The sequence below is a fragment of the Halobacterium sp. GSL-19 genome (assembly GCF_016917855.1).
Classification (GTDB): Archaea; Halobacteriota; Halobacteria; order Halobacteriales; family Halobacteriaceae; genus Halobacterium; species Halobacterium salinarum.
This window is the reverse complement of sequence record NZ_CP070377.1, coordinates 632514-654796: the sequence shown is the minus strand read 5'-3', so window position 1 is coordinate 654796 and position 22283 is coordinate 632514. Positions and strand designations below refer to the sequence as shown.

At 70.2% G+C, this 22283-nt stretch carries 19 protein-coding genes; 10 read left to right on the top strand and 9 right to left on the bottom strand.

Features of this window, described 5'->3' with window-relative positions; translation table 11 throughout:
* Positions 1–9: 9 nt before the first annotated feature.
* The 3 genes from JT689_RS05075 to JT689_RS05065 all read right to left on the bottom strand — a co-directional run bounded on the left by JT689_RS05075 (position 10) and on the right by JT689_RS05065 (position 2644).
* The gene (locus JT689_RS05075) at positions 10–402 is read right to left on the bottom strand and encodes a Zn-ribbon domain-containing OB-fold protein (protein WP_010902658.1); all 393 of its coding nucleotides are present in this window, start codon (positions 400–402) and stop codon (positions 10–12) included.
* Positions 399–1550, bottom strand: coding sequence for a thiolase family protein (locus JT689_RS05070; protein ID WP_205251681.1), 1152 nt, complete (start codon positions 1548–1550; stop codon positions 399–401). Before JT689_RS05070 ends, JT689_RS05075 begins: the two co-directional genes overlap by 4 nt.
* Positions 1551–1627: 77 nt before the next feature.
* The gene (locus JT689_RS05065) at positions 1628–2644 is read right to left on the bottom strand and encodes an LLM class flavin-dependent oxidoreductase (RefSeq protein WP_136361278.1); all 1017 of its coding nucleotides are present in this window, start codon (positions 2642–2644) and stop codon (positions 1628–1630) included.
* A 116-nt stretch (positions 2645–2760) separates the two neighbouring features.
* On the opposite strand from JT689_RS05065, the gene JT689_RS05060 reads away from it, so the two are divergent.
* The 7 genes from JT689_RS05060 to JT689_RS05030 all read left to right on the top strand — a co-directional run bounded on the left by JT689_RS05060 (position 2761) and on the right by JT689_RS05030 (position 12296).
* Positions 2761–4296, top strand: a complete 1536-nt coding sequence (locus tag JT689_RS05060) for a protein kinase (RefSeq protein ID WP_229373415.1) — start codon at positions 2761–2763, stop codon at positions 4294–4296.
* Entirely contained in the window at positions 4293–5012 is a 720-nt protein-coding gene (locus JT689_RS05055) for a hypothetical protein (protein WP_010902654.1), read from the top strand. Before JT689_RS05060 ends, JT689_RS05055 begins: the two co-directional genes overlap by 4 nt.
* Positions 5013–5079: 67 nt before the next feature.
* Positions 5080–6228 (top strand): hypothetical protein, encoded by a 1149-nt coding sequence (locus JT689_RS05050; protein WP_012289248.1) that lies wholly within the window; start codon positions 5080–5082, stop codon positions 6226–6228.
* 96 nt (positions 6229–6324) lie between these two features.
* Entirely contained in the window at positions 6325–7476 is a 1152-nt protein-coding gene (locus JT689_RS05045; protein ID WP_205251680.1) for an iron ABC transporter substrate-binding protein, read from the top strand.
* Positions 7477–7478: 2 nt separating this feature from the next.
* Positions 7479–9092: an iron ABC transporter permease gene (locus tag JT689_RS05040; protein WP_010902650.1), complete on the top strand. Its 1614-nt coding sequence runs from the start codon at positions 7479–7481 to the stop codon at positions 9090–9092.
* Positions 9085–10218: an ABC transporter ATP-binding protein gene (locus JT689_RS05035; RefSeq protein WP_205251679.1), complete on the top strand. Its 1134-nt coding sequence runs from the start codon at positions 9085–9087 to the stop codon at positions 10216–10218. Before JT689_RS05040 ends, JT689_RS05035 begins: the two co-directional genes overlap by 8 nt.
* Positions 10218–12296: a glycosyltransferase family 39 protein gene (locus JT689_RS05030; protein ID WP_205251678.1), complete on the top strand. Its 2079-nt coding sequence runs from the start codon at positions 10218–10220 to the stop codon at positions 12294–12296. The genes JT689_RS05035 and JT689_RS05030 overlap by 1 nt, the downstream gene beginning before the upstream one ends.
* Here JT689_RS05030 and JT689_RS05025 read toward each other — a convergent pair.
* Positions 12265–12954, bottom strand: a complete 690-nt coding sequence (locus tag JT689_RS05025) for a dolichyl-phosphate hexose transferase (RefSeq protein WP_010902647.1) — start codon at positions 12952–12954, stop codon at positions 12265–12267. The two genes, JT689_RS05030 and JT689_RS05025, sit on opposite strands and share 32 nt — an antisense overlap.
* Positions 12955–13069: 115 nt before the next feature.
* On the opposite strand from JT689_RS05025, the gene JT689_RS05020 reads away from it, so the two are divergent.
* Positions 13070–13684 (top strand): response regulator, encoded by a 615-nt coding sequence (locus tag JT689_RS05020; RefSeq protein WP_205251677.1) that lies wholly within the window; start codon positions 13070–13072, stop codon positions 13682–13684.
* On the top strand, positions 13674–15971 hold the full coding sequence (locus JT689_RS05015; protein ID WP_205251676.1) for an ATP-binding protein: 2298 nt from the start codon (positions 13674–13676) through the stop codon (positions 15969–15971). The genes JT689_RS05020 and JT689_RS05015 overlap by 11 nt, the downstream gene beginning before the upstream one ends.
* 5 nt (positions 15972–15976) lie before the next feature.
* On the opposite strand, the gene JT689_RS05010 is transcribed toward JT689_RS05015, so the two are convergent.
* Positions 15977–17212 carry an aminotransferase class V-fold PLP-dependent enzyme gene (locus tag JT689_RS05010; protein WP_229373414.1) on the bottom strand — a complete coding sequence of 412 codons (1236 nt, stop codon included), beginning with the start codon at positions 17210–17212 and terminating at the stop codon, positions 15977–15979.
* 113 nt (positions 17213–17325) lie between these two features.
* Between JT689_RS05010 and JT689_RS05005 the strand changes: the two genes are divergently transcribed.
* Positions 17326–18426: an iron transporter gene (locus JT689_RS05005; RefSeq protein WP_205251675.1), complete on the top strand. Its 1101-nt coding sequence runs from the start codon at positions 17326–17328 to the stop codon at positions 18424–18426.
* Here JT689_RS05005 and JT689_RS05000 read toward each other — a convergent pair.
* The 4 genes from JT689_RS05000 to JT689_RS04985 form a co-directional block, all read right to left on the bottom strand.
* Entirely contained in the window at positions 18396–19847 is a 1452-nt protein-coding gene (locus tag JT689_RS05000; protein ID WP_205251674.1) for a hypothetical protein, read from the bottom strand. The genes JT689_RS05005 and JT689_RS05000 overlap by 31 nt on opposite strands.
* Entirely contained in the window at positions 19831–20103 is a 273-nt protein-coding gene (locus JT689_RS04995; protein ID WP_010902641.1) for a hypothetical protein, read from the bottom strand. The genes JT689_RS05000 and JT689_RS04995 overlap by 17 nt, the downstream gene beginning before the upstream one ends.
* Before the next feature lie 69 nt (positions 20104–20172).
* On the bottom strand, positions 20173–20694 hold the full coding sequence (locus tag JT689_RS04990; protein WP_205251673.1) for a hypothetical protein: 522 nt from the start codon (positions 20692–20694) through the stop codon (positions 20173–20175).
* Positions 20684–22252 (bottom strand): sodium/proline symporter, encoded by a 1569-nt coding sequence (locus tag JT689_RS04985; RefSeq protein WP_268824235.1) that lies wholly within the window; start codon positions 22250–22252, stop codon positions 20684–20686. Before JT689_RS04985 ends, JT689_RS04990 begins: the two co-directional genes overlap by 11 nt.
* Between the last annotated feature and the right edge of the window lie 31 nt (positions 22253–22283).

Below are 22283 nucleotides of genomic sequence, written 5' to 3'. Positions count from 1 at the left end.
CCGGGAGTGTCACGCCGGCTCGAAGCGGTAGCCGTCCCAGCGCTGGCTCTCGGGCTCGCGGATGCCCGCGCCGGGCGCCCGGAGTTCCGCGCAGTAGACGGGGTCGACCGCGGCCCCGATTTCGATGCCGTCGGCCGTCGTGAGCTGGCCGAGCGCGCGCACCGCCTCGCCGTCCACCTCGAACTCAACGATGGCGAGGTGGTTCGGCTCGCGCACGCCCGGCGGCGTCGCCGTCGACGTGGTCCACGTCACGACCTCGCCGGTGCGCTCGGCGAGATCGACGGTCTCGGTCTGTGGGGCACCACAGTCCGGACACCGCGCGTGTCCGGGGTGGCTCAGGTGGCCGTTCTCGCAGCGGTGCGCGTCGAGGCCTGGCTCGGTGCTGTCGTGGTCGTCGCTCATGGCTGTTCGAGGATGGTGGTGGTCACGCAGTTGCCGAACCCGCCGACGTTGCACGCCAGGCCGACCTCGGCGTCGACCTGCCGGTCGCCCGCGGTTCCGAGCAACTGCTGGTAGAGTTCGTACGCCTGTGCGACGCCGCTGGCGCCCAGCGGGTGGCCCTTCGACTTGAGGCCGCCCGAGGTGTTGATCGGGAGGTCGCCGTCGCGGTCGGTGACGCCGTCCCGGACGGCTTTCCAGCCCGCGCCCTTCTCGAAGAACCCGAGATCCTCGCTCTGCAGGAACTCCAGGATGGTGAACATGTCGTGGAGTTCGGCCACGTCGATGTCGGCGGGGCCACGACCCGCTATCTCGTAGGCCTGCTCCGCGGACTCGACGACCCCGCGCATCGTCGTGGGGTCGTCGCGCTCGTGGACGACGTGGGTGTCGGTCGCACCCGCAACCCCCGAGATCACGACGTAGTCGTCGGTGTACTCCGCGGCGACGGATTCCGGGCACAGCACCAGCGCGGCGCTGCCGTCCGTGATGGGGCAGAAGTCGTACAGCCGCAGCGGGTCCGCGACCATGGGGGAGTCCAGGACCGTCTCTAAGTCGACTTCCTTGCGGAACTGCGCGTGGGGGTTGTCGAGGCCGTTGCGGTGGTTCTTGACCGCGACTTTGCCGAGGCTCTCGCGTGGCGCGTCGTACTGGGCGAGGTATTTCCGGGCGGTCAGCCCCGCGAAGCTCGGGAGCGTGACGCCGTGCTTGTACTCCACGGGGTGGGTAAGACTCGCGATGACGTCCGTGGCCTCGCCGGTCGTTCGGTGGGTCATCTTCTCGCCGCCGACCAGCAGCGTCAGGTCGCTCGCGCCCGACGCCACGGACTGCCAGGCGGCGTAGATGCCGGCACCGCCGGAGGAACTGGTCTGGTCGATGCGAGCCGTGTACGCCGGCATCGCGGCGAGATCGTGGGCCAGCGCGTTCGGCACACCGGTCTGTCCCTCGAACTCGCCGCTCGCCATGTTCGAGACGTAGAGGTGGTCGACGTCGTCGCCGTCCACGCCGGCGTCGGTGAGCGCGGCGTCGCCGGCCTCCGCGAGGAGCGCCAGCAGCCACGCGTCCCGGTCGCCGAACGCGGTCATCGACGCGCCGATGATTGCTACGCGGTCCATGGGTTGACTGTCGGCCACCCCGACTATTTACTTTTGCACCGACGCCCGCGGTCGTCGGTCCGCCCGAACCCGGGTGGTCAGAGTCCGACGGCGTCGGCAAGCAGCTCGTGGGAGCGCAGCGCCGCGTCGTGGTCCGGGACGATCTGCTGGACCATGACCTCCTCGACGCCGACGCGGTCCGCCAGCTGTTCGAACAGCCCAGCCAGCGTCTCCGGGCTGCCCGAAATCGCGCGCGGCCAGTCCCCTTCGGGAAGCGTCTCGGGGGTGGGATCGGGCACGCCCCCGAGTTCGTCGATGGCTTCCTCGACGCCCGGGGTGGTGCCGACCGTGCCGCGTTTCATGCGCTGGTAGGACGCCTCGGCGGACGCCCGCCGTCGCGCCGCGGCCGCATCGGTGTCCGCACAGACGGCGTTCACCGCGACCATGCCGGTTGGTTCGTCGACGCCACCGGGCAGCGTGGACGCGGTGAACGACTCCCGGTAGACGTCGAACGCGCGGGTCGCGAACTGTGGGCGGATGAACGCCGCGAAACAGTACCGCAGCCCGAGTTCGCCGGCGATGGCAGCACTGGACGGACTGGATCCCAGGAGCCACGGCTGTGGCGGCTCGTCGTCGCCACCGGGGACCGCGATCCCGCTGTACGCGTGGTCCTCGGGGAAGTCGTCGTGGAGGTGGCCGAGGACCGCTTTGACTGCGTCCGTGTGGTCGCCGTCCGGATCCGAGGAGTGGCGGTCGGTTTCGAGCGCGCGGTCGACCGCGGGCGAGCCGTTGGCCCGTCCCAGGCCGGCGTCGACGCGGCCGGGTGCAAGCCCGTCGAGCGCGCCGAACTGTTCGGCCACCTTCAGCGGGCTGTAGTGGTTCACCAGCACCGCCCCCGATCCCAGGCGGATTCGGTCGGTTTCGGCGGCTAGGTGCCCCAGCAGGACTTCCGGGGTGGTGCCGGCAAGCGTCTCCATGCCGTGGTGTTCGGCGACCCAGAAGCGTTTGTAGCCGAGATCGTCGGCCTGTTGGGCCGCCGCGACGGTGTTGGCGTAGGCGTCGGCGGCAGTGCCGCCGTCCGGGACCGGAGACAAGTCGACAACGGAGAGGTCCATGCCAGTGCTCGGGCGCTCCGCGAGAAAACAATTCGCCTACCAGCAGGGATCGGCGACACCGGCTGAAAGCCAAACGTTGACGTGCAATGCACACGAGGGTACGGTCGACAGAGCCGATGTCGCCACAGCGCCACGACGTCGATCCGGGTGCGGTCGCACACCACCGGGGGGCAGTCGACACCGACGACGTTGCCGAGCTCGCCGAGCGATTGCACAGCGCGGACGCCGACGAGCGCTCGGGGGCCGCCTGGCGGCTGGTTGAGGCGGCCGGAACGGAGCCGACGGCGGTTCGCGCCCATCTCGAAGCGATCGTGGCGCGCGCCGACGACGAGGACGTGTGGGTTCGACGCGGGGTGACCTGGGTGATCGCGGAGCTCGCCGAGCGCCAGCCCGACGCCCTCTCGATGAAGTTCTCGGAGCTCGTGGCGCTCACGGACGCCGACGACGAGCTGGTGCGCCAGAACGGCGCGGTGGCGGTCGCCGGCGTGACCAAGCGCTACCCCGAGCGCGCGACCGCGGGGTTGTCGACGCTCGCGTCGCTGACCCACGATGCCGACCCGTTGTTGGCGCGGTACGCCGAGGACGCCGTCGCGGAGGTGGCGGCGGAGATCGCGGCGCGCGCCGAGGACGCCGGCTATCCGATGCTCGTTCGCACCACCGCCGAGTACGCGGCGTTGCTGCCCGACGACCTCACGGTGGTGACCACCGACGACAGCGAGGACGGGCCGCCGGATCCGGTATCGGTGTCGTTCGGGGCGGATGCTCCGGTGGCCGTTGATGCCGCCGACCGCGGTGACGAGAGTGCGGCCCCCGGTCACCCGCCTGCAGAGGTCCCGGATGCCCCTTCGGTGGGGGTCTCACAGGCGGATCTCACGCCCGGCCTGGAGCTGCGGGAGACCGTGTTGACGACCGACTTCCGGGCGACCATCACCGACGACACCCTGGAGCACGGGCTGGTGACGCTGCGCCGGCTCAACGCAGCCACGGCGAACGGGACCGACAGCCGGGTGGTGGAGGCGTTCCAGCGCGCGCTCAAGCGGTGGGCCGCCGTCGACGAATACCCCCACATCGAGCGCGTGCTGGGGACCGGGGACACGTGGATCGCCACGCGATACGACGGCGCGGAGACGCTGGCCCGCCGGGGGCCGCCGGCGACGCTGAGCGAGGCACAGTGGGTGGTCGACCGGGTGACGCGGGCGGTGAGCTACGCGCACGCTCGGGGCGTCGTTCACGGCGGCCTGCATCCGGGTGCGGTGCGGTTCGTGGAGACGTCGGTCGGCGCGTGGGACGCCCCCGTGGTGGCCGACTGGGGGTTCGCGCACGCAGCGAGCGGCCACCACAGCCCCCCGATCCCTGCGGGGTTCGCGGCCCCCGAACACCACGACCCGGCGTCGTACGGGCGCTTCGATCAGTCCACGGACGTCTTCGGACTGGGGGCGCTGGCGTACTTCCTGGTGACCGGTGTCTCGCCGCGCGGCGGCGACGGGGTGGTGCCGGCCGCCCAGCAGAACCCGGCGCTGCCCGAGCGCGTCGACAGCCTCTTCGAGCGGTCGCTGGCGACCAGCAAGCAGGCGCGCTTCGAGACGGTGCTCGATTTCCAGGCGGCCTTCGACGAGTGCGTGGCCGACCTCCCCGGGGCGTGGCCGGCATGACGGCCGCCGCGCCCGGTCGCGTCCTGGACGCGGTGGCGTTCACGGGGAACGGGTTGGTTGTGGTCGCGGGCGTGGCGTTCACCTACTACGCGGCCCGGAACTACGCCCTTGATCGCCTCGAAGCGCACCGCGATTTCTGGGGGTATCTGACCTACGTCGGGATCGCACTGGCCCTGTTCGGCGGCTGCGGGGTGGCCGAGGTGGTCGGGGTCGGCGGCCGGATCGTGGTGGCGTGCCGCGATCTGGCGTTGCTGTTCGGGATCGTGTTCGTGTCGTTTTCGCTGCGGGAGGTGTATTACGCGAGCGCGCTGGCTCCGGGACCCGGGGAGCGGGCGGTGTCGCTGCCGACGCTGCGGGCCATCGAGTTCGGGTTCGTGGTTGTGATCGCGGTGGAGTGGGTGGCCGTGGTGTTCGTCGGCGGTGGCGCGACAACGGGCATCCTGCGTGGGTGCGTGGCCATCGCGTTCGCCGCCTACGGGGTGGTGTTCAGCGAGCGACTGGAGGGGCTGGCACACGGCACGGCGGTGGACACGCTGCGCCGGCATCTGGTGTTCGTGTTGGTGGCGGCAACGGGGGTTGCGGTGGTCGACGTGTTGGCGTTGGGGCTGCCGGGAGTGGCCGCCGACAGCGCCCGGTACGTCTTCGTGGTGTTGCTCGCCGGGTTCGTGGTGCCGCCGACGATCCGCCTCCAGCAGTCTGTCGCCGGTGTGACGTAATCCCCCGGGAGGGGCGCCGAGACACCGACACACACTTTAGGCCAGCCTAAATAGTGGCTGCCAATAGATGACCCAGGACATCTGTGTGATCGTGCCAACGATCCGGGAGTACGAGTGCATGCGGTCGTACTTCGAGAACGCCCGCCAGCACGGCTTCGACCTCGATCGGCTGTTCGTCGTGCTCGTCACCGAGGATTTCTGTGACACCGACAGCATGCGCGACCTACTCGCCGCGGAGGATGTCGCGGGTGCCGTCTTCGATGGGGCCGCGCGCGAGCAGTGGTACGACGACCACGACATCGGCGAGTACGACCACCTCGTGCCCGCCGCCAGCCACGCACAAACGTCGTTCGGACTGCTGTACATGTGGGCCCACGACTTCGAGTACGGCGTGTTCATCGACGACGACACGCTGCCACACGACGAGTGGGACTTCTTCGGCCGCCACCTGGAGAACCTCCACCACGAGGGGCCCGTCGAGTCGGTGTCCTCGGACGAGCGCTGGGTGAACGTCCTCTACCAGTCCGACTCGGCGCTCTACCCACGGGGGTATCCGTACGCCGCGATGGACGAAACGACGACCACCGGACAGGCCGAGACCGACCACGTCGTCGCCTCACAGGGGCTGTGGACGAACGTGCCCGACCTCGACGCCGTGCGGATCCTGATGGACGGCGATCTCCGCGGGCAGGCACAGACCCGTACCGAAACGGCGGATTTCGACCGCGACTTCGTCGCCGCCGAGGGCGACTACCTCACGGTGTGTTCGATGAACCTGGCGTTCCGCCGGGAGGTCATTCCGGCGTTCTACCAGTTCCCGATGGACGACAACGCCTGGGACGTCGGGCGCTTCGACGACATCTGGAGCGGGGTGGTGTTGAAACGCGCCGCCGACGTCGTCGGGGGTGACATCTACAACGGTGCGCCGCTGTGCGAGCACAACAAGGCACCGCGCTCGACGTTCGACGACCTCGCCAACGAGGTCGCGGGGCTCGAACTGAACGAGCACTTCTGGGAGGAGGTCGCGGCCGCTGATCCGGCCACGGAGACGTACGCCGGCGTGGCCGAGGCGGTGGGCCGCCGCCTCGCCGACGGGGAGTACGACAGCTACAACAACGGGGCGTTCCTCAACGAGTGTGGGGAGTATCTGCTGGACTGGGTGGCCTGCCTGGACGCGCTGGCGGACCGCGAGATCGCGGCGGCCGCCGGCGACTGACAGCCCACCACGTCGGGTCGTGTGGATGGCCCACAATCACAGCCTCCGGGACTGAATCGGTAGGTATAAGCGGTTTAGGCGAGCCTAATTTTGAGTATGTCCGAGGAATCCGGATTCCGCCGTCGAACGTTCCTTGCAGCAACTGGTGCGGCGACGCTCAGCGGTCTTGCAGGCTGCAGCGGCATGCTCGGCTCCAACAGCAGCACCGACGACCGACCGGGGATCGGTGACTTCCGGGGCTCGGGCGCGATCGTCCAGGACCGCCCCGCTCCCGGGGGCGAATCCATCGCTGACCTCCCGGATCTCGAAGGCGAACTCTCGATCTATCTGGGCGGCGGCGAGGGCGGGCGCTACGTCGCGCTTATCGACCTCATCAACCAGTACTACGACGACTTCAGCGCCACCCAGCAGACCCAGCGCTCCTCACAGCTCGCAAACAACATCGTCACCGAGTACGAGAACGACACCATGCAGGCCGACGTCTTCTGGTCCATTGACGCCGGCTCGCTGGCGTACGTCGCGTCGAACGGCGCGACACGAACGCTCTCCAGCGGAACCCGGGACCCCGTCCTCTCAGAGCAGTTCACCACCGAACACTGGGTTGGTCTCGCGGGGCGCTCCCGGGCGGTCCCGTACAACACCAACCAGTTCAGCGAATCTGACATCCCCAACAGCGTCGACGCCTTCACGACCGCCGACCGGTTCCAGGGCACGCTCGGCTGGGCACCCACCTACGGCGCGTTCCAAGGGTTCGTCACCGCCATGCGGCAGCTCCGCGGCGACGAAGCAACCCGCGAGTGGCTCACCAGCATGCGCGGCCAGACCCCAACCCGGTACAGAAACGAGTACCAGGCCGTCTCGGAAGGCATCACCAACGGTGAAGTGGGTGCCGGGCTTACGAACCACTACTACCCGATGCTCGTGTTCGCCGACCGCCCGGACGCCCCGCTGGACCTCGCGTTCACGCAAAACGACGCCAGCTCGCTGGTCAACACGGCCGGCGCGAGCGTGCTCAAGGGCGCCGACGACCCCGAGCTCGCGGAGCTGTACATCCGCCACCTGCTGTCCGCCGAAGCCCAGGAGTTCCTGGCGACCCGCGGGTTCGCGTTCCCCATGATCGACGGCGTCGACCCGGTCGGCCCGCTGCCGTCCATCGCGGAGCTCTCGCCGCCGGAGATCGACCTGCAGTCGCTGTCGGACGTCCAGCCCACGGTCAAACTGCTCAAAGACGTCGGCATCCTCTCGTAACGATGGCTGCACGCGAGCGACTCGCCCGCATCCGGAGCGCTGTCGTCAGCGGCGACGACGACGAACCGGGGCTGTCGCTCGCAGTGCTTGCGGGAGCCGTCGCAGCGTTCGTGTCCCTGCCCCTGGCTGGCCTGCTCGTGCGCGCGTCGAACTACGGGCTGGGACACTTCCTCGACGTCTTCGCCGACACCAGCAGCCTTGACGTGCTGGTGAACAGCCTCTCGCTGGTTGGCCTGGTGACGGTGGGCTGTGTGCTCGTGGGCGTTCCGCTTGCCGTGTTGACCGTGCAGACCGATCTGCCCGGCCGCCGCGCGTGGACGATCATCGCCGCGCTCCCGCTGGTCGTGCCCAGCTACATCGGCGCGTTCACGTTCGTCTCGGCGTTCGGCCCCCGGGGCGATCTCGCGGGCGCGCTCGGCGTGATCGGCATCGAGCGCATCCCCTCGATCTACGGGCTCCACGGCGCCGCACTCGTGCTCATCCTGTTCACGTATCCCTACGTGTTCCTCACAACGCGGGCGGCGCTGCTGTCCTTCGACGGCACACTGGTCGAGGCCGCGCGCACGTTGAACCACTCGCGGTGGCAGGCGTTCCGCCGCATCACGGTGCCACAGATACTGCCCGGTGTGGCGGCCGGTGGGCTGCTGGCGGCGCTGTACGCGCTCTCGGATTTCGGCACGCCGTCGATCATGCGCTACGAGGTGTACACCCAGCAGATCTTCGTCGCCCAGGGCAGCCTGGGGGTGCCCGAGGGGTATCCGGCGCTGCTGTCGATCCAGTTGCTGGCCGTGGTGGCGGTCGTGCTCGCGCTCGAATCCCGCATCGGCGACGGCGACACCGCCTACGTCTCTCGGGGTGCCAGCCAGCCCGGCCGGGTGTCCCTCGGCGTGTGGAAGTGGCCGGCGTTGGCGTTCTGCACCGCCATCGCGGTGCTGTCGCTGGGCGTCCCGCTGGGGGTGCTTGCGTGGTGGTTCCAGCGGGCCGGGGACGCCATCTTCGAGTTCGATCCGATGATCGCGTGGAACTCGCTGAAGGTGGCGGTGGCTGCGGCGGGGGTGGCGACGGTGCTCGCGTTGCCCGTCGCCGGATACGCCGCACGGTCGTCCTCGCGGCTGTCGATGGTCTCCGACCGGCTCACGTACGTTGGGTACGCCATCCCCGGGGTCGTGATCGCGCTGTCGCTGGTGTTCCTGTCCACGGAGTTCGTGCAGTCGCTGGTCAAGACGGTGCCGCTGCTCGTGTTCGCGTACGTGGTGCGGTTCCTCCCACAGGCCGTCGGATCCGTTCGGTCCTCGGTCCTCCAGGTGGACCCGAAGCTCACCGAGGCCGCGCGCACGCTGGGCCGGTCGTCGACGGACGCGTTCCGGTCGGTGACGCTGCCGCTGATCGCGCCCGGCGTTGCGGCGGGCGCGGCGCTCGTGTTCCTCACCACGATGAAGGAGCTGCCGGCGACACTGATGCTCCGTCCGATAGGTTTTGAAACCCTGGTGTCGTACATCTGGCTGGTTCGGGGAGCCGGGTCGTACGGCGCTGCTGCGGTGCCCGCGCTGGTGCTCGTGGGCGTCTCAGCGCTGTCGATGGTTGTGATCCTCGCACAGGAACGATACAATGGCTGAATCAGCTTCCAGACGCCACGCCGACGATACGTCCAGATCGACCGCCGAGTTCTCGGACGCCGACACGGTCCTCGAACTCGACGGTGTGACAAAGGAGTACGGCGCCGAAACCGCTGTGCGTGATCTCTCGCTGTCCGTTCGGGAGGGGGAGCTCCTCACGCTGCTGGGGCCGTCGGGCTGCGGGAAGACCACGACGCTGCGGATGCTCGCGGGCCTGGAGCGGCCCACCGGCGGCACCATCGAACTCGACGCCCAGCGGGTCGCCGGGCCGGACACGTTCGTCGCCGCCGAGGACCGCGAGATCGGCATCGTGTTCCAGGATTTCGCGCTGTTCCCGCATCTCTCCGTGGCGGAGAACGTGGCGTTCGGGCTGACCGACCGCGACGAGGACGCGACCGCTGCCCGCGTCGATGAGATGCTCGCGCTCGTGGACATGCCCGAGATGGGGGATCGCTCCGTCGACCAGCTCTCGGGCGGCCAACAGCAACGCGTGGCCGTCGCGCGCAGCCTCGCGCCCGAGCCGGACATCCTCCTGCTCGACGAGCCGTTCTCGAACCTCGACGTTCGGCTGCGCGTGGAGATGCGCGAGGAGGTGCGGCGCATCCTCAAGGAGGCCGGCGTCACCGCCGTATCGGTCACCCACGACCAGGAGGAGGCGCTGTCGATCTCCGACCGCGTCGCCGTCCTCAACGACGGCTGCATCGAGCAGGTAGGCGACCCTGAAGGCGTGTTCGAGCACCCCGAGTCCCGGTTCGTCGCGTCGTTCCTGGGGCAGGCGGCGTTCCTCTCGGCGCGCGTCGGCAGCGACACCGTCGACACCGCCGTGGGGTCGTACGACCGCGCGCTCCTGGCGGGGCTGACCGACGGCTACCAGGGCGCGATGGTTGACGTGCTCGTGCGCCCCGACGACCTGCGCGCCGCGCCCGTGGCCGACGCCACCGGTGCCGGCAACGGCACGATCGTGAAACGGCAGTACACCGGGCCGTCGTTCATCTATCACGTGGAACTGGACAACGGCGACGTGGTGCGGTGTCTGCACAACCACGCGGACAACATGGCGATCGGCGAGCCGGTGGCCGTCTCCCTGGTCAGCGACCACGCCCTGGCCTGGTACCCCACGGAGTGATGGTGCGGCTCCGTCGCGCGCTGCGGTCGCGCCCGCTCGTGGTGGCCGCGCTCGCGGCGGCCGCGGCGGTGGTGGCGTTCGCCACCGCCACGCTCGTGTTTCCCTACCGGTCGTTGAACCACGACGAGGCCGTCTACCTCCAGCAGGCCGCACTGTTGCTTGACGGACGACTGTTCCTGCAGCCGCCGGTCGCCGACGCGTTCCGGCCGTGGTTTTTCGTCTCCTCGCCGCGGGGGCTGTATTCGAAGTACGCGCCCGTGACCGCGGCGATCTACGCCGCCGGCCGGCTGGCCGGTGACTACCAGTACGCGCTGTCGGCGGTGGCGGCGGGCAACGTCGCGCTCCTCTACGGGGTCGTGCGGGACGCCTGGGACCACCGCACGGCGGCCGTCGCCGCGGTGTCGCTGCTGGCGTCGCCGCTGTTCGTCGTGCAGTCGGGGGTGTTCCTTCCGTACGCGCCGACGACGCTGTTGAACCTCGCGTTCGCGTTCGCGTACTTCCGCGCCGAACGCACCGACAGCACCGTGTGGGCGGGCGTCGCCGGCGTCGCTGTCGGGCTGGCGTTCTTCGCGCGGCCGTACACGGCGGTGCTGTTCGCAGCGCCGTTCATCGCACACGCGGGCTGGACGCTGTGGGCGGCCGCGCCGGCGTGGCCCGACTGCGTGGCGCGCCGCGCCGCAACCGCAGGGCTGGGGGCGGCCGGCGTCGCCGTGGCGCTGGGCTACAACGCCGTCGTGACCGGCGATCCGCTGGTGTTCCCCTACGAGGCGTTCGCCCCCCTGGACGGGCTGGGGTTCGGCCACCGTGAGATCCTCGGCTACGACCAGTTGTACACGCTCTCGCTTGCGCTGCGGTCGAACGCCGAGGTGGTCGGGTCGTTCCTCCGCAACTGGGCGCCGTTCGGCGCGCTCGGCAGCGTGCTCGCGGTGGTCGGCGGTGCCGTCGTGGCGCGCCGCGAGGCGTGGACGTGGCGGCGCGCCGTGCTCGGCGGCGTCGCGGTGAGCGTGTGTGGCGGCAACCTCGCGTTCTGGGGGAACCGCAACATCCTCGGCAGCCTCCCCGATCACACGGACGGGCTGATCCACGCCCTGGGGCCGTACTACCATTTCGACGCGCTGGTGCCGGTGAGCGCGTTCGCCGCCGTGGGCGTGCTGGCGGTCGTGGATCGCGCGCGCCATGCCGCGGTGGCCCGCGTCGATGCGGAGGCGGCCGCTGCTGTGGCGGGCGCGGTCGTGCTCGTTGCCGCCGCGGTGCTCGGCGCAAGCGCCGTGGCTGCGACGGCCCCACCGGTCGCGGAGAACACCGACGTGACCGCCAACTACGCGGCCGCCTACCAGCCCTTCGAGCCGTCGCCGCCGGAGAACGCCGTGGTGTTCGTGCCGGACCCCTACGGGAACTGGCTGAACCATCCGTTCCAACCGCTCCGCAACACGCCCGGGTTCGACGGGCCGACCGTGTACGCCGCCGGGGACCGGGCCCCAGCGGTTGCGGCCGCCTACCCGGACCGCGACCTCTACCGGTACACGTATCGGGGGGCGTGGTCGCCCCAGGGTGATACCCCCGTCGAGCCGGTGCTGCGGGAGGTGTCGCTAGTCACGGGTGAGGCGGTCACGGCGACGGCGTCGTTCGGCGTGCCGTCCTGGACGGCGGGCGCGACTGTGACCGTGACCGCGGGCGGCGAGCGCGCCCACTACGCGCTGACGGGCGTGGACAACCGCAGTCGGGCGACAGTCGACATGCATGTGACCGACGGGCGCGTCACGCTCAGCGGGCCGGTGGCGGGGGCAGACGCTGATTCGGTGCCGGTCAACGGGTCCACGGTCTCCATGTCGGTGCTCGTCGATGGCGGGTACGGTGCCGGGTTCAGATACCGAGTCGAGTTGCCGGTGTCGACGGCCGGCCAGCAGTACCGGGCGGTGACGCCGTCGCGGTCGCTGTGCACTGACCTCCAGGTGTGTGGGGGGCCGTCGTCGACGTACGTCCCCGGCAGCGGCCCCGAGGGGGCGTGGATCAACGTGTCGGTGGCAACCGGCCGCCGGACGGCGGCTACGGGAGGCGTTCCTCGGCGCAGACTTTGAGGATCGAGCCGAGGATCTCCGCGCCGCCCTCCAGGGGGTCGAGTTTCGTGTCGCCGAGGCGGTCGGCGTACCCGATGGGTTCCTCGATGACGTCGTAGTTCCGGCACAGCGGCCGGATCAACAGCTCCGCCGAGAGGCCGGTGTTCTGCGTCCAGTCGATGGCGTCGATGACCGGCGCGCGGTAGGCCCGCATTCCGGTGGTGGTGTCGTGGACGCGCTCGCCGACGAGCAGCGACGTGATGGCGGCGAACGCGGCGTTCCCGAGGCGGTTGAACGCGGGCATCGTGTCGGCACCCCAGTAGAGGCGGTCGCCGCTGACCACGTCGTAGCCCTCGTTGATGCGCGCGAGGAACGCCGGGATGCGCTCCATGGGGTAGGTGTTGTCGCAGTCCGTGGTGATCACGACCGGCGTGTCCGCGGCGTCGAGGGCGGCGGCGACGGCGACGCCGTACCCCTGGGGCTCCTGTTCGATGACGGTGGCGCCGTGTTCGCGGGCGATCTCCGGGGTACGGTCGCTGGAGCCGTCGACGCAGACGACGCGTGCGCGGTCGTCGGTGGCGTCGGCGATGTCAGTGAGCACAGTGTCGATGGCGGCGGCTTCGTTGTACGTCCCCATTGCGACGGTCACGTCGTCGAGGGTGTACGACCGGTCGTGCATTGGCCCTGCGTAGCCCGCACAGCCATTTTAGGCTTGCCAAAAACGGGCTGTGGTGAAAAACCATAAATACGTTCACTCCCATCACCGCATGAGACACCGGAACGAGTTTCCAACAATGAGTGATGCCGACACGGATGCTACGACGGACGAGCACGACACCACTGTGCTCGTTGTCGACGACGAACGCGGGCTCGCAGATTTATACACAATCTGGCTCGAAGACGACTACGACGTCAAAACGGCGTACAGCGGAACTGAGGCGATCGACGCCATCGACCCCACCATCGATGTGGCACTGCTCGACCGCCAGATGCCGGACGTGTCCGGCGACGACGTGCTCGACGAACTCCGCGAGCGCGGGATCGAATGCCGGGTCGCAATGGTCACCGCAGTCGAACCGGAGTTAGACATCATCGACCTCGGGTTCGACGACTACCTCCAGAAGCCAGTCGACAGGGACACGCTGCTTGAGACGGTTGGACGGTTGCAGCGCCGGTCGACGTACGACGACACCGTCGCCGAGTTCTTCGCGGCAGCGCGCAAGCAAGCACTCCTCTCGGAGTCGGACGACCCGACGATCACCGACTCCGCGGAGTTCTCCGCCCTGGAATCGGACCTCGCGAGCCTCCGGGACGACCTCGACGACGTCGTCGCGGACTTCGACGACGCGGACTACGAGGTGCTGTTCCGGCAGCTATCGGGTCCCGACGGCGACACTGATGACGGGTAGCCGACGGGATGCCGCCACCGTCCTGGAGTCCGCGGCCGCAATCACCACCGCGACCAGCGTGGACCGCGTTTTCGACGCGCTCGTCGAGGCGGTCGACGATGCGGTCGCGGCTCCCGCCTGCGTCGCCACCGCCGCCGCCGACGGGCTATCGGTCCACGGGTGGACCGGCGACGCCGGTCCCGAGACGCTGGCCACCCAGCCGGCGGCCCGCGCCCTGGACTCCGGGACCGTCGTCCGCACCACCGCTCGCGACGCGGTCACGGTGCCGGTCGACGACCACGCAGTCGTGCAGGTGTTCCAGCCCCCCGCCGGCGGCGACGACGACGCCGTGGCAGTGCTCACGCAGCTCGCCGCCCACGCCACGAGCGCGATCCAGCGCCTCGACGCCCAGCGCCGCGCCGAGGCCAGCGAGCAGCGCTTCCACGCCCTCTTCGAGGCAGCCGACGACGCCCTCGTCCTGTACGGCATCGAAGACGGCACTCCGACCGCGATCACGCACGCCAACGAGTCGGCGAACGCGCTGTTCGAGTTGCCGGCACCCGGGCTGTGTGGGCACCGCCTCCCAACGCTCGTGGACGCGGCGGCCGACGCGTTCGCGCCGGGCAACAGCAGCCGCAGGATCACCACGACGGTGACCGCGACGGACACGGTGGTCACGGTCATCGTCCATCCGCTGCCGGCGGCCGACGGCGTCGACGCGTTCGCGGAGCTGCGGGACGTCACCGAGCACGTGGAGCGCGAGCGCGCGCTGACGAGCCTCCACGACGCCACCCGCCGGATGTTCGACACCGAAGACCGGGAAGCGATCGCGTCGATCGTGATCGACGCCGCAACGGCGCTCATCGACCTGCCCCACGTGGGCCTGTTCTTCGCGGACGCGGACGCGCTCGTGCCCGCCGCTGCGGCCGACGCCGTCACCGGCACCGATCTCCCGGCGTTGGAAGCCGGCGACAGCATCGCCTGGGAGGTCTACACCGACGGCACCCCACGGTGGGTGACCGAGGTGCCCTCCCACCCGAACGTCGCCAACGCTCGGACGAAGATCCAAGAGGAGTACCTGCTCCCGCTCGGTGACCACGGCGTCCTCATCGTCGGCGCCGAACGCTCGGGCGTTCTGTCGCGGCTGGACCGCGACCTCGCCGGCATCCTGGCGGCGAACGCCACCGCCGCCCTCGATCACGCGCGCCACGCGCGCCACCTCCGCGACCGGGAGACCGACCTCCGCAGGGAGCGCAACCGGCTGCACGCCCTGTTCGAGAACGTCCCCAGCCCCACGGCGAGCTTCGTCATCGAGGACGGTGCCCCCATCGTGCAGTCGGTCAACGACGCCTTCGAGACGGTGTTCGGGTGGACGGAAGCGGATCTCGCGGGCGAGAACATCGACGAGTACATCGTCCCCGCGGACACCCGCAGGGACGCCGCGGCGTACAACCGGAAGATGAAAGCCGGGGAGACGGTCAACGTCGAGGTCCAGCGCCGGATCACCGACGGCGTCCGCGACTTCCTGCTTGACGTCGCGCCGTTCCGACTGGCCGACCCCAGCGTGCACGGCTTCGCCGTCTACACCGACATCACGGACCGCAAGGAACGCGAGCGCGAGCTCGAACGCCAGAACGAGCGCTTGGAGGAGTTCGCGAGCATCGTCAGCCACGACCTCCGCAGCCCACTGAACGTGGCCCGCGGGCGGGTCGAGTTGGCCGAAGAGACGGGTGCCAGCGAGCACTTCGACCGCGCCACGCAGGCCCTCGACCGCATGGGCACGCTCATCGAGGACGTGTTGGCGCTGGCGCGCCACGGCAACAGCCTCGACGACACCACCGCGGTGGCGCTTGCCGAGGCCGCCACGGACGCCTGGCAGACCGTGGCCACGACCGCCGCCACCATCGAGGTCGCGGACCCACCGACGGTCCAAGCCGACCCGACCCGGCTCCGGTCCCTGCTCGAGAACCTCTTCCGGAACGCCGTCGAGCACGGACGCCCCGATGCGGGCGAGCCGCCGGTCGACGGCGCCCCGATCACCGTGACCGTCGGCGCGCTCCCGGACGCCGACGGCCCCGGGTTCTACGTTGCTGACGACGGCGTCGGCGTGCCGCCGGACCGACGCGACGTGGTCTTCGAATCCGGGACGACGTTCAGCGACACGGGAACCGGGTTCGGGTTGGCCATCGTCGAGAACGTCGCGGACGCACACGGGTGGCGGGTCACGCTCACCGACAGCGCCGACGGCGGGGCGCGCTTCGAGTTCCGCACCGACGGCACGCCGCCGGGCGCGCCCTTCCGGACGTAGGACGACTACGGCGGGTTCGCGTCGGTGTCCGGGGGCTGCTCGTGGGCGGCCGTCGAGAGCACGGTTTCGAGTTCGTCTACGGCCACCCAGATGTCCTCGTGGCTGACGTAGTACGGCGACGGCGCCACCCGCAGCACGTCCGGCGGCCGAACGTCGACCGCAACGCCGCGCGCATCGAGGGCGCGCGCGACGCTCTCGGCGTTGGGGTGGGTGAGCGCGACGTGGCCACCGCGGCGCTCGGCCGCACGCGGCGACCGCACGTGGCAGTCCGGCACGTGGGCGTCCACCAGCCCGATCACGTACCACGTCAACGCCACCGAGTGTGCGCGGAGCTCAGTGATCCCGACCGCCGTACCCACGTCCAGCGCGCCGAACAGCGGCGCGGCGGCGTACACGTCGACCGGTGTGTGTTGCCACTCGGCGGCGTGGGAGGCGGCCGCCCCCGTGGACGGTGGGTCGTCGGGGGTCAGCCACGCCGTGCGCGCCGGCGCGGAGATGTCGGCGTTGTCGTCGTGAACGAACAGCCCGGCGACGGCACCCGGGCCGGCGTTCAGGTAGCGGTGACTGGACCACACCCCGAAATCGACGCCGCTGCGGTGGAGCGTGTGGTCGACCACGCCCGCCGAGTGCGCCAGATCAAAGCCGACGTACGCGCCGTGACTGTGCGCGATCTCGGTGATCGCGTCGACAGCGAGCAGTTGGCCCGTCCACGGGCGCACGGACGGCAGGTACACGACCGCCGTGTCGTCGGTGACTGCGTCCGCGACCGCGGCCGGCGTGATGGCACCGGCGCTGTCCGCAGCCACGGTCACGACGGGGCTGGCCGGCTCCTCGCCGGTGGCACCCGCGGCACCCTCGGGGACCACCACGGTGTCGCCGTCGGCGGCACGCCGGAACCCGGCGACGAGCCGGCGCGCAATCGTCCTCGGCGACCCGCCGGCGGCGACACACTCCGACGGCTTCGCGCCGATGAGTCCCGCCACGCGATCCCCCAGCAGCTCGGCGTAGTCGGCCCACGCCGGCTCGGCGTTGGTCCACGCCCCGTCGCCACGGGCGCGCCACTGGTCGACCGCCCGCTGCAGTGTCGCCGCTGCGTCGTCACCGTGGGCCCCGAGCGTCGCGGCGGTCAACGCGACGCCGTCGCCGGGCGGCTCGAAGCGCTCCCGGAGCCCGGTGAGCGCGGCGTCCGCGTCCCGCATTCGCGCTGCCGACCGCGACGCGTCGAACGCCCCGTCGTCCATGCCTGCCTCCTGGGGTGTCAGACCAATAAACGTGGTGCCGGCTGGCACGCCCCCGCCGGCGTGGCCAGTGTTGGACCGGAACGCATACCTCCGCCGGTGCCCGTAGCACGCGTATGAACCGCCGCGCGTTCCTCACCGCAAGCGCCGGGCTTGGAAGCACCGCCGCGCTCGCAGGCTGCCTCGGCGCGCTTGGCTTCGAGCGCCAGTCGGCGTGGCGCGACCCGCCGCTCGCCGAGGACCGCCCGGACAGCGTGTACTATCCGGCGGTCGTCGAAGGCATGAGCGTCTACGGCACTGACAGCAGCGGTCGCGTCGGGTTCGCGCTCATGCACTCGTTCCCACACCGGTTCTGGACGGTCACCGGCACCGCACAGACCAAGGTGGTCGTCGACGCCGAGGACACCGTCCACCTGATGGCGACCGTCTGGGACACCGACTCCGGGGCGATCCTGCCGGTGGATCCCTCCATCACGATCACTGACGACGACGGTGCGACTGTCGGCACCACGACGCTCTGGCCGATGCTCTCCCCGAACATGGGGTTCCACTACGGGGACAACGTCGCGCTCCCGGGGTCGGGGACGTACGACGCCACGCTCACAGTCGGCCCGGTCGGCATCACGCGCACCGCGCCGTTCGGCGACGCGTTCGATACCGGCGCGTCCACGACCATCCCGTTCACGTTCGACCCGGCGGACACCTACAACCTCGAATACCGACGCCTCCGCGACCGGGCCGGTGACCCGGGGACCGTCGATTTGATGTCGACGGACGGGGTGCCGGAGCCGGTTGCGCCCGCGGAGTCGGCGCTGCCCGGCACGGTCCTCGGAGCGCCATCCGTCGACGGCATGGAGCTGGCGGTGTCCGTGGTGCGCGACGGCGCGCGGTTCGGTGCCGACGGCCAGCCGTACGTGGTGGTGTCCCCACGCACCCCGTACAACCGCATTCTCCTTCCGCGGATGGCGCTGTCACTGACCGCGACCGACGCCAGCGGTGTCACGCGCTTCGACGGCGCGCTGGCCCCCTCGATCGACCCCGACCTCGGTGCCTACTACGGCGCGCCGGTCGAGGGGCTTGCGGGCGGCGAGACACTCACGATCACCGTCGACACGCCGCCGCAGCTCGCGCGCCACGACGGCTACGAGACCGCGTTCCGGGCCGCCGGCGGCACGGCCACGGTATCCTACCCCACGAACGGCGGCACGGCACCCTGAAGCGACAGCAGCCACAGGCTGACGACGGTGTACCCGATCATCACGAGCACGAACGGGTACTGGCTTTTGATGGCAACCAGCCGCCGCGGGAACACGTCGTAGGCGGCGGTGTGTGCGGCCCACACCGCCAGCAGGTGCCCCGCGAGCACGAACGCGATGCTGGCGGCGTTGAACCAGCCCGGCGGTGACAACACCACGGGGTTCGGCGGCGGCACCAGCGGCGACGCGCTGACGGCAACCATCGCGGGGGCCAGCGAGACGGCCAGTGTGGCGTAGTGTGCCAGGTGGTAGCCGGCCGCGACCGCCAACAGCGGCGGCGCGAACCGCACCGCGAGCGCTCTGCTGGTGAGATACGTCCCCGAGAGCCGGCGCGACCACCGGCCCGCGTACAGGTACGCGCCCAAGAACACGGCGTAGCCGGCGAGGAACACCGCCGTGTACACGACGATCGCGCGGTTGGTGGTGGAGCCGGCCGGCAGCACGGCTGTGAGCGTTCGGATCGTCGTGTCGCCGGCTGTCGTCGTGATGAACCCGCTGTAGGTCAGCTCCCAGACGAGCCCGATGACGAACGCGATGTCCGAGCGGTCCGTGACGACGTCGGGGTCTTGGAGCCGGCTGCCGGGGAGCACGGCCCGCACCCGGTCGGGGTATCGCTGCACGATCCCGACGGCCCCGTAACACCGCAGCATCACCGACACCGGGTCGGCGTTGTGGAACCACGCCTCCGGCCCGACCAGCACCGCGCCGGCGACGGTCACCACGGAGTACACCACCAACACCGTTGCCAGCACCGACGGCACCGTGCTGATCGGGAACACGACTTCCACCCAGACCAACGCGAGCAGTCCACAGACGGCCGGCCACCGCTGGAGGGACGCCGGATACGTGATGAACCCCGACGGGAGCACGGTCGCGATCGCGCGCCACGGGTTCAGGATCGGCCACACGTTGCCCACGACGTACGACAGGATCGGGAGCGCGGCCCGCCCGCCGGCGAACGCGATCAGGATCGTGAAGCTCGCGGTCGGGAGCGCCGGCCCGGTGAACCCGAGGTACACCGCCAACACGAGCACGACCACGCCGAGCGTCCGGCCGCCCCACACGGCCAGCCGGCGCAGTCGGCCGGCCGACGGCAGCGGGTACGACCAGTCGTCGAGGCGCGCGATGAACGCGCGGTCGGTGACGAAACTCGCGAGCAACGCCGACGCCCCGATCGTCGCGCCGCCGGTCGCGAGGTACAACCACCGCGGCACCGCCAAGGTGTCTTTGGGGGACTTCGAGAGCGTGAGGCCGTTGGACGCCCCAACGGTGCCCGCCAGCGCCGCCAGCGCCACACACCACACCACGAACTGCGCGCCGATGCGGACCGCCGGCGTTCGCAGCACGCGCCCGACACCCTCCCAGTCAGGCGAGGATGGCATACATGATCAAGAACCCGAAGTACACGAGCACCAGCACTGCCAGCGCTCGGAGGCGGAACGACCGCAAGTCGTCTTCTTCGGCCAGGTATGCGTCTTGGAAGGCCGCCCGTTCGGCGTCGTCGATGCGCTGTGGGTGGTCGGTGCCCTTGTGTAAGGTCAGCCGCGTTGCCGACGGGAAGGGGCGCTGGCAGTACTCGCAGACGGCTGCCGGCGTCTCACCCGCGGGCACGGCGGTCGCGTGCTGTGCTGTCGTCATGGGGTCAGTATGCAGTGGCTAGCAGCCACCGGGTTGAAGATGTTCTGGTCGGGCGTGCTCGCCGGCGCGCTACGGTGCCAGCGGGCGCTCGTCGCCGGTGACGCTGTCCACGATCACGTCGCCGCCGTCGCGGGTCGCCAGCCAGAACAGCTTGTGCGCCGCGACCGGCGCCGACAGCTCGATCTCGGGGGCGGCACCCAGCGAATACGACCGCAGCGTCCACTTGAAGACGGCGTCGCGCGCCAGCGCCCGGGACTGCTCGCGGTCCACGGCGGGCGGCACCACGAGCACGTCGGCAAGCGTTCGGGTGGTCGTTTCGGGATGGATGTCCGCGCGCAGCGGGAGCCTGCGCGCGCGGTCGAGGCTGACGACGTACTCGGTGTCGCGGTCGCCGAGGAACCGCCGGCTGATCGTGGCCGTGGCGCGGTAGACGAGATACGGATACGCGACCGCGCCGACACGCCCGGTTGCAGTCACCTCATCACGGCTGATCGCGGGCGCGATCACGTCCAGCGTGGCGCGCTCGCGGACCCGTTGGTCGTCGTCACCCGCGGGGACCGATGGGATCGACCGGTCGCCGTCAGTCGTCATCCGTCCAGTAGTCGGTGTCGGCGACGTGGGACCGGATGCTGTCGTGTTCAGTGATCGGCGCCGGATCGGGACGCCCGCCGTCGGTGGCGTACTCGCTGCCGTCGCCGTCGTCGTCCGTGATCGCCGCCAACGGCCGATGCATCATGTCGAACGCCTCCGAAACGTCGTCCTGGTCGGGCGGCGTTGTCAACAGCGACACAACCACGAGCACGACCGCGGACACCACGAACGCCGGGAACAGCCCGTACACGGTCAGCATCCCCGACACTGCTGGGTGGAAGCTGTTGACCGTCTCCGCCCCCAGAATGGTGGGCCACTGCGTCCACAGGATCATCGTCGCCGTGCCCGTGACCATGCTCGCGACTGCGCCCGCCGCGGTGACGCGGCGCCACCACAGCACGGCGATCAACAACGGCCCCAGCGCCGCGCCCAGCCCGCCCCACGCGTAGTTCAACACCAGCTCGTAGATCGGCGTGTTCCGGGCGACGTACGCGAACCCGATGGACGCGAACCCGATCGCGAGCGTGACGTACCGCGAGTACCGCACCAGCTGGGCTTCCGTCGCCTGCTCGTTCAGGAAGCCGTGGTAGACGTCCTCGACGACGGCGCTCGTCGCGACCAACAGCTGTGAGTCCGCACTCGACATCATCGCGGCCAGCGCCGCCGCCAACACGACGCCGGCGACCGCGCTCGGCAGCAGTTCCAGCGTCACCAGCGGCATCGCGTTGTCGGTGTTTTCGAGGCCGCCGAACTGCGTGAGTGCGTACAGTCCCACCAGCGCAGCGCCGATGTACGCGACGAACATGAACAGCTGTGCGACGACCGCCGCGGTGCGGACGTTGCGCACGCGGTCGATCCCCATGAACCGCACCATGATGTGTGGGTTCCCGGGGATGCCCAGCCCGACCGCGGCGTACGAGATGATGCCGAACAGCGCCGCCCAACCGGTCGCGCCGCCGGTGATGCTCGTCAGCGACGCGCCGTTGTCCATCGCCGCGAGGTCGGCGAACGGCAGCCCCCAAGTGGCGTACGCGATGATCGGCAGGATCGCGAACGCCGCGAGGATGATCGCGCCCTGGAAGTAATCCGACCACGCCACCGCGAAGTAGCCGCCGAGCATCGTGTACCCGACGACGATGACGCCGCCCGCAACGATGCCCACCCACATGTCGACGCCTGTGAGCACGCGCAACAGCGTGCCGGCGGCGACGATCTGCGCGCCGACGTAGCTCCCCTCGAAGACGATCAACACGAACGACGACACCGCCTTCACGACGCCGGTGTCGTCGTTGAGTCGGGTCGCGAAAAACGTCGGCAGCGTCACCGCGCGCACGATCTCGCTGTACTTCCGGAGGCGCTTGGCCAACCCCGCCCACGCCGCGAGGTCCGCGGGGATCATGCCGACGCCGTTGTAGAACGCCATAATGCCCGTGGTGTAGGCGTCACCGGGCACGCCGAGCGTGAGCCAGCCGCTCATCTCCGAGGCGCGCTCGGAGAACCCCGTCACAACCGGGCCCACGTCGCGGCCGCCGATGACGTAATCCCCCACGGAGTCCATGAAGCGACTCGCCCAGACGCCGATCCCAATC

Coding starts and splice junctions, on each gene's coding strand:
- JT689_RS05050 (WP_012289248.1), top strand. CDS start 5,080: ATGACCCAGGACATCTGTGTGATCGTGCCAACGATCCGGGAGTACGAG.
- JT689_RS05015 (WP_205251676.1), top strand. CDS start 13,674: ATGACGGGTAGCCGACGGGATGCCGCCACCGTCCTGGAGTCCGCGGCC.
- JT689_RS05070 (WP_205251681.1), bottom strand. CDS start 1,550: ATGGACCGCGTAGCAATCATCGGCGCGTCGATGACCGCGTTCGGCGAC.
- JT689_RS05075 (WP_010902658.1), bottom strand. CDS start 402: ATGAGCGACGACCACGACAGCACCGAGCCAGGCCTCGACGCGCACCGC.
- JT689_RS05035 (WP_205251679.1), top strand. CDS start 9,085: ATGGCTGAATCAGCTTCCAGACGCCACGCCGACGATACGTCCAGATCG.
- JT689_RS04995 (WP_010902641.1), bottom strand. CDS start 20,103: ATGACGACAGCACAGCACGCGACCGCCGTGCCCGCGGGTGAGACGCCG.
- JT689_RS05045 (WP_205251680.1), top strand. CDS start 6,325: ATGTCCGAGGAATCCGGATTCCGCCGTCGAACGTTCCTTGCAGCAACT.
- JT689_RS05040 (WP_010902650.1), top strand. CDS start 7,479: ATGGCTGCACGCGAGCGACTCGCCCGCATCCGGAGCGCTGTCGTCAGC.
- JT689_RS05025 (WP_010902647.1), bottom strand. CDS start 12,954: ATGCACGACCGGTCGTACACCCTCGACGACGTGACCGTCGCAATGGGG.
- JT689_RS05060 (WP_229373415.1), top strand. CDS start 2,761: ATGTCGCCACAGCGCCACGACGTCGATCCGGGTGCGGTCGCACACCAC.
- JT689_RS05010 (WP_229373414.1), bottom strand. CDS start 17,212: ATGGACGACGGGGCGTTCGACGCGTCGCGGTCGGCAGCGCGAATGCGG.
- JT689_RS05065 (WP_136361278.1), bottom strand. CDS start 2,644: ATGGACCTCTCCGTTGTCGACTTGTCTCCGGTCCCGGACGGCGGCACT.
- JT689_RS05005 (WP_205251675.1), top strand. CDS start 17,326: ATGAACCGCCGCGCGTTCCTCACCGCAAGCGCCGGGCTTGGAAGCACC.
- JT689_RS05020 (WP_205251677.1), top strand. CDS start 13,070: ATGAGTGATGCCGACACGGATGCTACGACGGACGAGCACGACACCACT.
- JT689_RS05000 (WP_205251674.1), bottom strand. CDS start 19,847: ATGCCATCCTCGCCTGACTGGGAGGGTGTCGGGCGCGTGCTGCGAACG.
- JT689_RS04990 (WP_205251673.1), bottom strand. CDS start 20,694: ATGACGACTGACGGCGACCGGTCGATCCCATCGGTCCCCGCGGGTGAC.
- JT689_RS05055 (WP_010902654.1), top strand. CDS start 4,293: ATGACGGCCGCCGCGCCCGGTCGCGTCCTGGACGCGGTGGCGTTCACG.
- JT689_RS05030 (WP_205251678.1), top strand. CDS start 10,218: ATGGTGCGGCTCCGTCGCGCGCTGCGGTCGCGCCCGCTCGTGGTGGCC.
- JT689_RS04985 (WP_268824235.1), bottom strand. CDS start 22,252: ATGGACTCCGTGGGGGATTACGTCATCGGCGGCCGCGACGTGGGCCCG.